This window comes from Pseudomonas sp. P1.31 (genome assembly GCF_001269815.1).
Taxonomy (GTDB): domain Bacteria; phylum Pseudomonadota; class Gammaproteobacteria; order Pseudomonadales; family Pseudomonadaceae; genus Aquipseudomonas; species Aquipseudomonas rustica.
Genome location: NZ_LHVN01000044.1, coordinates 300,145 through 314,152 on the forward strand (window position 1 = coordinate 300,145; position 14,008 = coordinate 314,152).

12 protein-coding genes are annotated in these 14,008 nt (G+C 56.4%); 4 read left to right on the forward strand and 8 right to left on the reverse strand.

The features are described 5' to 3' along the window. The 3 genes from AD669_RS27360 to mnmG are packed head-to-tail and all read right to left on the reverse strand — an operon-like array spanning position 1 to position 3,356. Positions 1-798, reverse strand: coding sequence for a ParA family protein (locus AD669_RS27360; RefSeq protein WP_007911909.1), 798 nt, complete (start codon positions 796-798; stop codon positions 1-3). Between the two features lie 18 nt (positions 799-816). Further along, positions 817-1,461, reverse strand: a complete 645-nt coding sequence (gene rsmG / locus AD669_RS27365; protein WP_007911906.1) for a 16S rRNA (guanine(527)-N(7))-methyltransferase RsmG — start codon at positions 1,459-1,461, stop codon at positions 817-819. After that, entirely contained in the window at positions 1,458-3,356 is a 1,899-nt protein-coding gene (gene mnmG, locus AD669_RS27370; RefSeq protein ID WP_053125290.1) for a tRNA uridine-5-carboxymethylaminomethyl(34) synthesis enzyme MnmG, read from the reverse strand. Before mnmG ends, rsmG begins: the two co-directional genes overlap by 4 nt. A 570-nt stretch (positions 3,357-3,926) precedes the next feature. On the opposite strand from mnmG, the gene AD669_RS27375 reads away from it, so the two are divergent. From AD669_RS27375 to AD669_RS27385, 3 genes are all read left to right on the forward strand, one after another. Continuing rightward, positions 3,927-4,433 (forward strand): sigma-70 family RNA polymerase sigma factor, encoded by a 507-nt coding sequence (locus AD669_RS27375; protein WP_053125292.1) that lies wholly within the window; start codon positions 3,927-3,929, stop codon positions 4,431-4,433. Further along, positions 4,433-5,380: a FecR domain-containing protein gene (locus AD669_RS27380; protein ID WP_053125294.1), complete on the forward strand. Its 948-nt coding sequence runs from the start codon at positions 4,433-4,435 to the stop codon at positions 5,378-5,380. The genes AD669_RS27375 and AD669_RS27380 overlap by 1 nt, the downstream gene beginning before the upstream one ends. A gap of 119 nt (positions 5,381-5,499) precedes the next feature. Next, positions 5,500-7,935: a TonB-dependent siderophore receptor gene (locus AD669_RS27385; RefSeq protein ID WP_053125295.1), complete on the forward strand. Its 2,436-nt coding sequence runs from the start codon at positions 5,500-5,502 to the stop codon at positions 7,933-7,935. 44 nt (positions 7,936-7,979) lie between these two features. On the opposite strand, the gene mnmE is transcribed toward AD669_RS27385, so the two are convergent. The 5 genes from mnmE to rpmH all read right to left on the reverse strand — a co-directional run bounded on the left by mnmE (position 7,980) and on the right by rpmH (position 11,902). Then, positions 7,980-9,350 carry a tRNA uridine-5-carboxymethylaminomethyl(34) synthesis GTPase MnmE gene (gene mnmE / locus AD669_RS27390; RefSeq protein WP_053125296.1) on the reverse strand — a complete coding sequence of 457 codons (1,371 nt, stop codon included), beginning with the start codon at positions 9,348-9,350 and terminating at the stop codon, positions 7,980-7,982. Between the two features lie 79 nt (positions 9,351-9,429). Then, positions 9,430-11,109 (reverse strand): membrane protein insertase YidC, encoded by a 1,680-nt coding sequence (gene yidC, locus AD669_RS27395; protein ID WP_053125297.1) that lies wholly within the window; start codon positions 11,107-11,109, stop codon positions 9,430-9,432. A 2-nt stretch (positions 11,110-11,111) separates the two neighbouring features. Beyond that, positions 11,112-11,357 (reverse strand): membrane protein insertion efficiency factor YidD, encoded by a 246-nt coding sequence (gene yidD / locus AD669_RS28360; protein WP_010465488.1) that lies wholly within the window; start codon positions 11,355-11,357, stop codon positions 11,112-11,114. Beyond that, positions 11,350-11,751 (reverse strand): ribonuclease P protein component, encoded by a 402-nt coding sequence (gene rnpA, locus AD669_RS27400; RefSeq protein WP_042704971.1) that lies wholly within the window; start codon positions 11,749-11,751, stop codon positions 11,350-11,352. The genes yidD and rnpA overlap by 8 nt, the downstream gene beginning before the upstream one ends. Positions 11,752-11,767: 16 nt before the next feature. Next, the gene (gene rpmH, locus AD669_RS28365; RefSeq protein ID WP_003213577.1) at positions 11,768-11,902 is read right to left on the reverse strand and encodes a 50S ribosomal protein L34; all 135 of its coding nucleotides are present in this window, start codon (positions 11,900-11,902) and stop codon (positions 11,768-11,770) included. Positions 11,903-12,469: 567 nt separating this feature from the next. Here rpmH and dnaA point away from each other — a divergent pair. Then, complete coding sequence (gene dnaA, locus AD669_RS27405) at positions 12,470-13,996, forward strand: chromosomal replication initiator protein DnaA (RefSeq protein ID WP_053125299.1); 1,527 nt, start codon at positions 12,470-12,472, stop codon at positions 13,994-13,996. Positions 13,997-14,008 lie beyond the last annotated feature (12 nt).

The window sequence follows — 14,008 nt, forward strand, 5'->3', positions numbered from 1 at the left end:
TTAAGTTGCCTGAGCGGCGGCGATGCGTGAATTTTTGCGCTGACGGCGAACCATCTCGCCGGCCAGGGCCAGATAAGCCAGGGCGCCGCGCGATTGCTTGTCGTAAGCCAGCGCCGGCATGCCGTAGCTTGGCGCTTCGGCCAGACGGATGTTGCGCGGGATCACCGTGTCGTACAGCTGCTCGCCAAAGTGTTCCTTGAGCTGCGCCGAAACATCGTTCATCAGGCTCAGGCGCGGGTCGTACATCGTCCGCAGCAGGCCCTCGACTTTCAGGTTCGGATTGAGCAGTTCGGCGATGCGCTTGATGTTATCCACAAGGTCGCTGAGACCTTCGAGCGCAAAATACTCGCACTGCATGGGGATAATCACCCCGTCAGCAGCGACCAATGCGTTCAGAGTCAGCATCGACAGCGACGGCGGGCAGTCGATCAAAATGTAATCGTAGTTTTCACGGATCGGCGCCAGCGCGCTGCGCAGACGGCTTTCCTTCATCTGCATTTCCAGCAGCACCACTTCTGCCGCGGTCAAATCGCGGTTGGCCGGCAGCAGTTGATAACCGCCGTGCTCGGAATAGTGCATGGCCTGGGCCAGATCGCATTCGCCGATCAGCAGGTCGTAAACCGAGTTTTCCAGGCCGTGTTTATCCACACCGCTACCCATGGTGGCGTTGCCCTGTGGATCGAGATCGATCAACAGCACCCGGCGCTTGGTCGCGACCAGGGATGCTGCGAGGTTGATGCAGGTGGTGGTCTTGCCCACACCACCCTTTTGGTTCGCTATCGCGAATACCTTAGCCATTCTTGCTTGTGTTCCCAATCATGCCGTGCGGCGCAGTATCAGCAGATGGCGTTGGCCTTGGCAACCGGGTACGGCCAGGGCGTGTTCGCTATCGAGTTTGAAGTCTGCCGGCAATGCTACCAGCTCATCGGCCGGATGAACGCCCTTCATTGCCAGCCAGCGTGTATCGGCATCGCCGAGATGGCGAGTCCAGTTGGTGAAGTTCTCCATGCTGCTGAACGCCCGGGAAATGATCCCGTTGAACGGTTGCGCAGGCTGGAACGCTTCGACACGACTGTGGATAACTTGCAGGTTATCCAGTTTGAGTTCGAGTTTGACCTGAGTCAGGAAGCGGGTTTTCTTGCCGTTGCTGTCCAGACAGGTCACTTGCGAGTCCGGGTACAGGATCGCCAACGGGATTCCCGGCATGCCGCCGCCGCTGCCGACGTCGAGCCAGCGACCGTTTTCGATGAACGACATCACGCTGAGACTATCGAGCAAGTGGCGCGAAACCATTTCATCCGGATCGCGCACGGCGGTCAGGTTGTAGGCCTGGTTCCATTTGATCAACAGGGCCAGATAACCCAGCAGCAATTCGTGCTGGGTTTCAGTGAGGTTGACACCGAGCTCGCGGGCTCCTGTGGATAACTCTTCGGCGTGTTGCGAAGTGACCTTAGAACTCAAGCGCTTTGCTCCAACTGACGGCCCGCGCCGCGTTTTTTCAAATGAATCATCAAGAGCGAAATCGCTGCCGGGGTCACGCCAGGGATCCGCGAAGCCTGGCCTAGCGTCTCTGGTCGAGTCGCGCCTAGCTTGCTCTGGATCTCCTTGGAGAGACCGGAAATGTTGGTGTAATCGATATCCACAGGCAATTTCGTGTCTTCACTGGCGCGCAGACGGGCGATTTCGTCCTGTTGACGGTCGATGTAACCGGCGTATTTGGTCTTGATTTCAACCTGCTCGGCAACCTGTGGATCTTCGGCGCCGTTGCCGGTCACTTCGACCAGACCAGCGTAGTCGATTTCCGGACGGCTCAAGAGGTTGAGCAAGTTGTATTCGTGAGTCAGTGGCGTACCGAATTTTTCGGCAATCGCATCGCCCTGCTGCGTATTCGGGCGAACCCAAGTGCTTTTCAGGCGCTGTTCTTCGAGTTCGATGCTTTCACGCTTTTTGCAGAAGGCCGCCCAACGCGCGTCATCGACCAGACCGAGCTCGCGACCTTTTTCGGTCAGACGCAGGTCGGCGTTGTCCTCGCGCAGGATCAGGCGGTACTCGGCACGGGAAGTGAACATGCGGTACGGCTCTTGGGTACCGAGGGTGATCAGGTCGTCGACCAAAACACCGATGTACGCTTCATCGCGACGCGGGCACCAGGCTTCTTTGCCCTTGGCGCGCAGTGCGGCGTTGGCGCCCGCGAGCAAACCTTGAGCGCCGGCTTCTTCGTAACCGGTGGTGCCGTTGATTTGCCCGGCGAAGAACAGACCGCCGATGACTTTGGTTTCCAGGCTGTACTTCAGGTCGCGCGGATCGAAGTAGTCGTACTCGATCGCATAACCCGGACGCACGATGTGTGCGTTTTCCATGCCGCGAATCGATTGCACGATCTGCAATTGCACGTCGAACGGCAAGCTTGTGGATATCCCGTTCGGATACAGCTCATGGGTGGTCAAACCTTCCGGCTCGATAAACACCTGATGGCTTTCCTTGTCGGCAAAGCGGTGGATCTTGTCTTCGATCGACGGGCAATAGCGCGGGCCGATGCCTTCGATTTCACCGGCAGCGGAATACATCGGCGAACGATCGAGGTTCGCGGCGATGATTTCGTGGGTGCGGGCGTTGGTGTGAGTGATCCAGCAGCTGACCTGGCGTGGATGCTGTTCTTTGTTGCCCATGAACGACATCACCGGGATCGGCGTATCACCGGGTTGCTCGGTCATCACCGAGAAATCCACAGATTTGCCATCAATACGCGGCGGTGTGCCGGTTTTCAGGCGCCCGACACGCAGTGGCATTTCACGCAGACGGTGTGCCAAGGCGATCGACGGCGGATCACCGGCACGGCCGCCGGAAAAATTCTGCAAACCGATGTGGATAAGTCCACCGAGAAACGTACCGGTGGTCAACACCACGGAATCGGCGAAGAACCGCAGACCCATTTGCGTGACAACACCACGGACTTGTTCCTGCTCGACGATCAGGTCATCAGCGGCTTGTTGAAATATCCACAGGTTCGGCTGGTTTTCCAGGATTTCGCGGACAGCGGCCTTGTACAGAATACGGTCGGCTTGCGCACGGGTCGCCCGTACGGCTGGGCCTTTACGGCTGTTCAACACGCGAAACTGGATGCCGCCCTTATCGGTAGCCATGGCCATCGCGCCGCCGAGGGCGTCGATTTCCTTGACCAGATGGCTTTTGCCAATACCACCGATGGCCGGGTTGCAACTCATGGCACCGAGGGTTTCCACGTTATGCGTCAGCAACAGGGTTTTTGCCCCCATACGTGCTGAGGCCAGTGCTGCCTCGGTACCGGCATGACCGCCGCCGATGACGATCACTTCAAAACGGGAAGGGAAATCCACCACGCACCTCGTGCCTGCTTAAGTAGGTAATTCAGGAATAGTTTGAGATCAGGTTTTTGAACCTGGTCGACAAGTATAGGGACTTCGCCCTTCCTAAAGAACCCTCTGCACAAAATTTAACCAGCTGTGGAGAACTCAAGGTTAAAAGAATAAAAAAGAAAGAAATTTATAAAACCTTTGTTTTTATGTTTATTTCTACTGAGCATCATTTCTGTGGATAGATCGCTACAGGCCTTTATATTCAATATGTACAGAGATTCAAAACCCTGTGTCCATGTGCCAATGAGGGCCTTGGATAACCGGTTTAAGCCTGTGGATGAAAGGGGTGGTTATCCACAGAGGGGTTTATATCCAGTTTTGAAGCCCTGTTATCAACTGCCCTTAGTGGCAGTTATTCACAGGGCTTAATCCACAGAAAATCGATAAAACGGCGTTTTCAAGGCGCAAAAAAATCGTCAACGAGTGTTTGCTGGCGACAAAGAAGCCGATGGAGGGAAGTGCGAGGGCTATTGTGAGAGAACGTAACAGAGGCTAATAATAGGCATTATCATTAACTCGCCCACTCTTCCTATGTCCCTACCCGCCCACACTGCTGCGATCGAGCAAATCTACGAGCAACACCATTCGTGGCTATACGGGTGGCTCAAGGGAAAATTGCATGACGCCTGCGATGCCGCCGATGTCGCGCATGACACGTTCGTGCGGATTCTGGCGGCGCGCAATGCCGCACAGATTCGTGAGCCACGGGATTATCTGGCGACCATTGCACGCGGTCTGGTCATTGATCGTTATAGAAGGCAGGCCATCGAAGCAGCGTATTTGCAGACCCTCGCGGCTCGACCGGAAGCCACCGCCATCAGCGAGGAAGACAAGGCGCTGATCATCGAAACTCTGGTCGCTGTGGATAAAGCCTTGGCCGGGCTCGGCGCCAGAAGCCAACAAATCTTTATGCTCTCGCAGATCGATGGCCTGACTTATCAACAGATCGCTTTGCAGCTGAAGGTTTCGCTGACCACGGTGAAGAAGCACATGATCCGCGCGCTGACGGAATGTGCCCTGATCATGGCGCAACGTTGATGGCCCTCGCCCCCAATCGCCAGATCTTCGAAGCAGCCGCCAGTTGGTACGTGCAGTTTCAGGCGGATCCGCCAACGCTCGCCGAACAAAAGGCCTGGCAGTTGTGGATAGATAGCGACCCTGCGCATCTGGCGGCGTGGAACCAGATGGAACAATTGCAGCGCCACCTCGGCACGCTGCCACAGGATCTGAAACGTCGCGCGCTAAATAACGGTCAGCAACGTCGCCAAGTGCTGAAACTGTTGCTGCTCGCTGCGGGCACGGGGTTCGTTGGCTGGAATGTTCAGCAACACACTTCCTTGGGAAATGTCTGGGCCGACTATAAAACCGGCGTTGGCCAGCGTCGCAATATCACATTGGCGGATGGCAGCCAGATTCAACTCAACACCGACACTGCCATTGATGTGTCTCTCAACCCGGCTCAGCGGCTGATTCGCCTGCGCTCCGGCGAGATCCTCATTCAAACCGGAAAGCTGGGTGATCAACGGCCCTTTTTCGTCGAAACCCGGGATGGCCGGATTCAAGCATTGGGCACTCGTTTCTCCGTTCACCAGCTATCGAGTTCTACCCGAGTTGGAGTGCTGGAAGACCGGATCAGTGTTCAGCCCGGTGATACTTCAACGGCCGCAAAAATCTTGCAGGCAGGCGAAGGCGCTGATTTTGATCGTCAACACATAGGCCTCATTCATCCGTTCAAACCCTCGGAAGTGGCGTGGATCAACGGCCAATTGATCGTCCTCGATGCACGCTTGGGCGATGTGATTGACGAGTTGGGCCGTTATCGCAGCGGAGTTTTGCATTGCGACGCGCGTGCCCGGGAGCTGCGGGTTTCCGGGACATTCCGCCTGAATTCAACTGACGCAGTCTTGGCCAATCTACAGGCGTCGCTGCCGATCAACGTGCGCTATTTCACTCGTTACTGGGTCTCGATCAGCCACAACGTTTGAACGAAATTTCGCCTGGGCAAAATAAATCGCAAACAGGGTTATCTTTTTTGGCCCTGACCCGGCCCTACAGGTAATCGCGATAAACGCGGCTCTTTGCCACCTTCAGGGCTTATCCACCCATGCGTCTTCCCACGTTTCGTCAGCGTTTTTCCTACCACTGCATTGCTTACAGCCTACTGATGACCAGCGCCGCGTCCTGTCTGGTGATCAGCCATAACGCCGTCGCTGCATCGGCCACTCAGCGTTATGCGATTGCAGCGGGCCCTCTGGACAATGCACTGAGCCAGTTCGCCTCGGCCGCCAACGTAATTCTGTCGTTCTCGCCGCAACAGACCAGCCGTTTGCGCAGTGTCGGGTTGAACGGCAACTTCACCGTCGACCAAGGTTTTGCCCAACTGCTGCAAGGCTCAGGTTTGCAAGCCGTACCGCAGGCGCCGGGCAGTTACATTCTGCAGGCGCTGCCAAACGGTGATTCGCTGGAGCTGGCCCCGACCAACATCAATGGTCAGTTGGCCAACCCGATGAATCTGGATTACGCGGCGGACGTCGGATACAAGGCGCAGAACAGTCGAATCGGTACGAAAACCAGTACGCCGTTGTCGGAAACGCCGCGCTCGGTGTCAGTCGTCACCGCCCAGCGCATGAAAGATCAGAAATCTCAGACACTCACCGAGGTGCTCGGCTACGTGCCGGGGATCTTTGCCCCACCGTTTGCCGCTGGCGACAGTCTGGCCGGAGACCTGTTCTATATTCGCGGTTTCAACGCCACCGATTATGGCTACGGTCTGTTGCGCGATGGACTACGCGTCCAGGGCAATCGGTACGACACCAGCACCGAGCCCTACGGACTGGAGCGCGTCGAGATTTTCCGTGGCCCGTCTTCTCTCCTGTATGGGGAAAACGCACCGGGCGGTCTGGTCAATCTGGTGAGCAAACGACCGACCGCTGCACCGCAAGGTGAAGTGCAATTGGGTTATGGCTCGAACAATCGCCGGCAGATCGGCGTCGATGTCTCCGGCCCACTCAATGACAGCGGCAACGTACTCGGACGCGTGGTGATGCTTGGCCGCAAGTCCGACACCCAGACCGATCACGTTCCGGACGACCGCATTTACATCGCGCCATCGCTGACCCTGAATTTCGATGATTTCAACACGCTGACCCTGCTGGCCAACTACCAGAAGGATCACACCAACATGGAACTTGGCCTACCGGCCGCCGGGACTTTGCTGACAAACCCCAATGGAAAGTTATCCAAAGGCACCATGCTCGGCGATCCGGACTGGAATACCTTCGAACGGGAAACCTGGAGCACCGGCTACGAATTCAGCCACTCGTTCAACGACGACTGGCAGTTCCGCCAGAACTCGCGCTACATGCAGTCGCGCATTACCCGCCACGAAACCTGGCCGGGCAACCTCAATAACGCCGGGTTCGGTACGCGTCTGAACATGACTGCCTACGATCGCTTCAACAAATCGATGGTGTACTCGCTGGATAACCAACTGGAAGGCAAATTCCAGGTCGGCGGTCTGGAGAACACCGTGTTGTTCGGCGCCAGCTACGATCGCACCTCCTTTAATCAGGACTGGAACGCCGGCATCGTCGGGCCGATCGATGTGTATAACCCGGTGTACCTGCGCGATCCGACCACGCCGATTGCGGTGCAAAACACCTTGCTGGAACAGCAGATGAAAGGGGTTTATGCACAGATCCAGAGCAAGTACGACCACTGGCTGTTCCTGCTCGGTGGCCGTCAAGATTGGGTCGACAGTGATTTTCGCGACAAGGTCGCTCAGTCGAGCGACATCAGCTCCGAGGACAAGAAGTTCACCTATCAGGGCGGCGTGATGTACCAGTTCGACAACGGCATGACGCCGTATGTCAGCTACTCGACCTCGTTCGTGCCGGTGCAGCAGATTTCCAATGCCGGCGCGCCGCTCGATCCGATCACCAGCAGCCAATATGAAGTGGGCCTGAAGTACGAACCGATCGGCTGGGACACTGCCTTCACAGCATCGGTGTATGACCTGCGCAAAAAGGACGACACCTACTTCGACGCCACTACATCGAGCTACCGCCAGGTGGGCGAAAGCCGTTCCAAGGGTGTGGAACTGGAACTCAACAGCAACCTGACCCAGAACCTCAACGTCACTGCGGCCTATACCTACACCGACGCGCGAATCACCAAGGATGCCGCGACGTCATTGGTCAAAGGCCATCAAATGACCGGCGTGCCACGTAATCAGGCCTCGGTCTGGGCTAAATACCGCTTCCTCGATGGCGACTTGAAAGGTTTGTACTTAGGCGGCGGTGTGCGTTACTTCGACAGTGCCTTCGCGTACACCTCGCCTTCTCTCTACGGAAAGCTGGATGCCGGCGACGTCACTTTGGTGGATGCGGCCATCGGTTATCAGATCGATACGCACTGGAGCGTCGACCTGAATGCGAAGAACCTGTTCGACAAGGAGTATGTGTCGGGTTGCAACGACGCGGGTCGTTGCTATTGGGGTGAGGATCGCACTCTGCTCGGTACAGTTTCCTACAACTGGTAAAACGAAAAAGGGGCTGTGGATAAATTGTCCACAGCCCCTTTTTATCATTTACCGATACAGAAACTGGAAAAGATTCGACCCAAGAGATCATCAGAGCTGAACGCCCCGGTGATTTCGCCGAGAGAGTGCTGGGCCTGGCGCAAATCCTCCGCCAGTAACTCTCCGGCGCCAGCCAAGGTCAGCTGGGCGCGGCCGTGTTCCAGTGCCGCACTGGCGTGGCGCAAGGCCTCCAGATGCCGGCGACGTGCACTGAAACTGCTTTCCGCGGTCTGCTCGTAACCCATGCAGGCTTTGAGATGATCGCGCAACAGATCCAAGCCTTCACCGGCGGATTTGGCGCTGAGACTGATCGTCACGTGCCCGTCTTCGCTGGTTTCCAGAACAATGGCTTCGCCGGTCAGGTCGGCTTTATTGCGGATCAAGGTGACTTTCGCCGGATCCGGCCGCGTTTCGAGGAACTCCGGCCACAGGGCAAACGGATCCAGTGCTTCCGGCGCAGTGGCGTCGACTACCAGCAACACCCGATCAGCTTCGCCAATGGCTTTCAATGCGCGCTCGACGCCGATCTTTTCCACATGATCATCGGTATCACGCAGGCCAGCGGTATCGACAACGTGCAACGGCATGCCGTCGATGTGGATATGTTCACGGAGGATGTCGCGAGTGGTGCCGGCGATCTCTGTCACGATTGCCGCTTCGCGACCGGCCAACGCATTCAACAGGCTGGACTTGCCGGCGTTCGGACGGCCGGCGATCACTACGGTCATGCCATCGCGCAACAAGGCACCCTGCCCGGCTTCGCGCAGCACTGTGGATAATTCATCGCGCACTTTGTCGAGCATGCTCAACACATGGCCATCGGCGAGGAAGTCGATTTCTTCTTCCGGGAAGTCGATGGCGGCTTCGACGTAGATGCGCAGACCGATCAACTGTTCGGTCAAGTTATGCACACGCTGGGAAAACGCACCCTGCAATGAACGCAGGGCATTACGTGCAGCCTGTGCAGAACTGGCTTCGATCAAATCGGCAATCGCCTCGGCTTGCGCCAGGTCGAGTTTGTCATTGAGGAAGGCGCGTTCGCTGAATTCACCCGGACGTGCCAGACGGCAGCCCAGTTCCAGGCAGCGTTTGAGCAACATATCCAGAACGATCGGGCCGCCGTGGCCCTGCAATTCCAGAACGTCTTCACCGGTGAACGAATTAGGCCCCGGGAAATACAGCGCCAGACCTTCGTCGAGCACCTGTTTGTCGTCAGTGAAAAACGGGCCGTAATGGGCGTAACGCGGTTTCAGTTCGCGGCCGCTGATGGCTTTCGCCGCAACACTGGCCAACGGCCCGGAAATACGGACGATGCCCACACCACCACGGCCTTGAGCAGTGGCGACGGCGGCGATGGTTTCACGAGGTACGCTCATTAACCGGAATCCAGACAAAAATGACAGATAGCAAAACGCCCCACTAGGGGGCGTTTTGAGTGGTTATCCACAGTGTAAATCAAGCGGCTGCTTTGGTAGCCCGTTCGATCTTACGTGTGATGTACCACTGTTGGGTGATGGACAGGCAGTTGTTCACAACCCAGTACAGCACCAGACCCGCCGGGAACCACAGGAAGAAGAAGGTGAAGATGATTGGCATCATTTTCATGACCTTCGCCTGCATCGGATCCGGAGGAGTCGGGTTCAACTGCTGCTGGATAAACATGGTTGCGCCCATGATGATCGGCAGAATGAAGAACGGATCCTTGATCGACAGGTCAGTGATCCACAGCATGAACGGCGCCTGGCGCATTTCCACGCTTTCCAGCAGAACCCAGTACAGCGAAAGGAAAACCGGCATCTGCACGAGGATTGGCAAGCAACCACCCAGCGGATTGATCTTCTCTTTCTTGTACAGCTCCATCATGGCTTGCGACATTTTCTGCCGGTCATCGCCATGTTGTTCTTTCAGTGCAGCCAGTTTCGGTGCAACGGCACGCATACGCGCCATCGATTTGTAGCTGGCAGCCGACAGAGGGAAGAAAAGACCCTTGATCAGCATGGTCAGGAAGATGATCGACCAGCCCCAGTTACCAACGATCGCGTGGATGTGTTGCAGCAACCAGAAGATCGGTTGAGCAATGAACCACAGAATGCCGTAGTCGACGGTCAGTTCCAGACCTGGGGACAACTGCTTCAGCACAGCCTGGCTTTTCGGACCGGCGTACAGCACAGCGCTGGTTTCAACTTTGGCACCTGGTGCAGCGGTCAGTGTTGGACCGGTGTAACCGATGATGTAGTTGCCTTTGCTGTCTTTACGGGTCTGAACGACGTTGTTTTCGCCCTTCGCCGGAATCCACGCAGTCACGAAGTAGTGTTGCAGCCAGGCTACCCAACCACCGGTGACGGTTTCTTTCAGCTGCGCCTTGTCCATGTCCTTCATGGACACTTTCTTGTACGGCTCCGAACTTGTCCACAGGGCAGCGCCCAGGTAAGTCGCGGTGCCAGTAGCAGTGGTGGACGAAGGGTCAGCGCTGTTATCACGCTTCAACTGAGCAAACATTGCGCCGTTCCAGGGCTGAGCGCTCTGGTTATCCACAATGTAGGAAACGGCTACGTCGTACAGGCCGCGTTTCAGGGTGAAACGCTTGATGTAATTGACGCCGTCCTTGCTGAACTTCAGGTCTACGACCAATTGGTCCTGACCGTCAGCCAGTTGATAAGTCTTCTTCTCCGAGGAGTAGACCGGACGACCGGCCGGGTTTGCGTCCGGGCCGTTGGTGCCGATCAGACCGCTTTGGGCCAGATAAACACGTTCGCCGCCGTTATCGAACAGCTGGAACGGAACATCAGGACGATCCTGACGACGTGGATACAGAGGCAAGGTCAGTTGAGCAACATCACCACCTTGTGGATCGATCGCGAGATCGAGCACGTCGGTTTTGATCTGGATCAGATCCTTGCTGGCGGCTACCGGTGTTTCGGCAGGTGCGCTGGTATCGCTAGCGGCGCGCGGAATATCGTCACTGGCGGCAGCATTATTGCCAGTGGCGGTGTCCGGCAAACCGGATGTAGTCGTACTGGAAGCAACATTCTGAGTCGGCAAAGCAGCCTGACCATAGTCCTGGTTCCATTTAAGAACCATAACGTAGGCCACGATTGCCAGGGCGACGATCAGGATCGTGCGTTTGATATCCATGATTACTCGGCCATCGAAGAAGAACGGGAGGTAGGGATAGGTGGAACCGGGTCATAACCACCGGGATTCCACGGATGACAGCGACCTAAACGACGAAAGGTCAGCCAGCCACCGCGCAGAAGGCCATGATTTTCAATGGCTTCATACGCGTAGCAGGAACAACTGGGGTAGAAACGACAGTGGCTGGCCATCAAAGGACTAATGGCATAGCGATAAAACTGGATCGGAACGAGGGCCAGTTTACGCATCAGGACTGTCTACCCCTACAGTTTCGGTTTTGACTTCTGGAACTGGCTTGCTGCGTGCCAGACGCTTCCAGAGCTTGCCGAAATGCTGAATCAATTCGGGGTTTTCTACATCGCCAAGACCTTTGCGCGCGACGATAACGATGTCCCAGCCGACCAGTGAATCCTGGTGCAGACGAAACGATTCGCGCATCAAACGTTTGAGGCGATTGCGCTCAACGGAGAGCTTTACGCTCTTTTTCCCGATAACCAGCCCGAGACGGGGGTGATCAAGATCGTTGTTGCGTGCAAGGAGCAGGAGATTTTTCCCCGGAACCTTGCCGGTAGGGGAGTCAAAGACTGCCTTGAAATGCCGGGGGGTAAGCAGACGCTTTTCCCGACTGAAGTCCTGACTCACCTCCAGTACCGGATTATCAAACTGCCAGACGCGCACGACCTTTGGCGCGGCGACGCGACAGGACAGCACGGCCGTTCTTGGTAGCCATGCGAGCACGGAAGCCGTGAGTACGGGCGCGTTTGATAGTGCTTGGTTGGAAAGTACGTTTCATTGTCGTGTTACCTGGTTCGTCCACAACGGGCCGGAATGGCCCCCGTTTTAAGAGACCGGGGATTCTAGAGAAAGCAAGCCCTCAGGTCAATTTCCAACCAGCGTTTCCTTATAAATAGATCTGGGGGGCCTCTGTGGCTGAAAGCCTGTCTGCCAAACATAAAAATAAAGAAGGGACTTATTTAAAGCTTTTTTGTAAAGCTTATAAAAGCTAGGGCCGTCATCTTCTGTGGATAAGTGCCATGAGCCCATATTTCACGTGATGTACAGAGAATGACAACTACAGTGGAAAACCGTGTTCAGCCTGTGCTGCACTGTCGGATAACCTGTGCGTGGAATGGCCTGTTATCCACAGGCAGGTTATCCACCGAGTTCAACCCCCAGTTGTCCAGTGCCCTCAGGGGCGGTTATCCACAGAGCTTATTCACACACCGTTGGTCGCCTTTTTTTGGTTTAACGCATTGATAAATCATGTTCACCGGGCAACCTGCATGTGGATAAGTGGGCGGCTCGCCGCTACAATGGCCGCTTGTTTTTGCCTCACCGGCTTTCAACTTAGGGGATATCCGTGTCAGTGGAACTTTGGCAGCAGTGCGTGGAGCTTTTGCGCGAGGAGCTGCCTGCCCAACAATTCAACACCTGGATCCGTCCACTACAGGTCGAAGCCGAAGGCGACGAGTTGCGCGTCTACGCACCGAACCGTTTTGTTCTGGACTGGGTCAACGAAAAGTACCTGGGGCGCGTCCTTGAACTGCTGGATGAGCACGGCAACGGCATGGCGCCTGCGCTTTCCTTATTAATAGGCAGCAAACGCAGCTCGGCACCGCGTGCCGCACCGAATGCGCCACTGGCGGCAGCGCAAGCTTCCCAGGCGCAAGCGAATGCTGCCCCGGCGAACACGCCAGCGCCGACTCAGACGCCAGCACCGAGCGCCAAGCGCTCGACACAGAAAAGCCCGGAAGTCAGCGATGAACCGTCTCGCGACAGCTTCGATCCGATGTCCGGCGCCGCTTCGCAGCAGGCCCCGGTTCGCGCCGAGCAACGCACTGTGCAAGTCGAAGGTGCGCTCAAGCACACCAGCTACCTGAACCGTACGTTCACCTTCGAGAATTTCGTCGAAGGTAAATCCAACCAGCTCGCCCGCGCGGCGGCCTGGCAAGTGGCGGATAACCCGAAGCACGGCTACAACCCACTCTTCCTTTATGGTGGCGTTGGCTTGGGTAAAACTCACTTGATGCACGCGGTGGGTAACCATCTATTAAAGAAGAACCCGAATGCCAAGGTCGTGTACCTGCATTCCGAGCGCTTCGTGGCCGACATGGTCAAGGCGCTGCAACTGAACGCGATCAACGAGTTCAAGCGTTTCTACCGTTCGGTGGATGCGCTGCTCATCGATGACATTCAGTTCTTCGCCCGTAAAGAGCGTTCGCAGGAAGAGTTTTTCCACACCTTCAACGCTCTGCTTGAAGGTGGCCAGCAGGTCATTCTCACCAGTGACCGCTATCCGAAAGAAATCGAAGGCCTTGAAGAGCGCCTTAAATCCCGGTTTGGCTGGGGCCTGACGGTTGCCGTCGAGCCGCCGGAACTGGAAACCCGCGTGGCGATCTTGATGAAAAAGGCCGATCAGGCCAAAGTCGACTTGCCGCACGACGCCGCGTTCTTCATCGCCCAGCGTATTCGTTCCAACGTCCGTGAGCTGGAAGGCGCGCTGAAACGCGTGATCGCCCACTCGCACTTCATGGGCCGCGACATCACCATCGAGCTGATTCGCGAATCCCTGAAAGACCTGTTGGCGTTGCAGGACAAACTGGTCTCTGTGGATAACATTCAGCGCACCGTCGCCGAGTACTACAAGATCAAGATCTCCGACTTGCTGTCCAAGCGCCGTTCGCGCTCGGTCGCACGTCCGCGTCAGGTGGCGATGGCGTTGTCCAAGGAATTGACCAACCACAGCCTGCCGGAAATCGGCGATGTGTTTGGCGGCCGCGACCACACCACCGTGTTGCACGCCTGCCGCAAGATCAACGAACTTAAGGAATCCGACGCGGACATCCGCGAGGACTACAAGAACCTGCTGCGTACACTGACTACTTGATGAACACCAGCG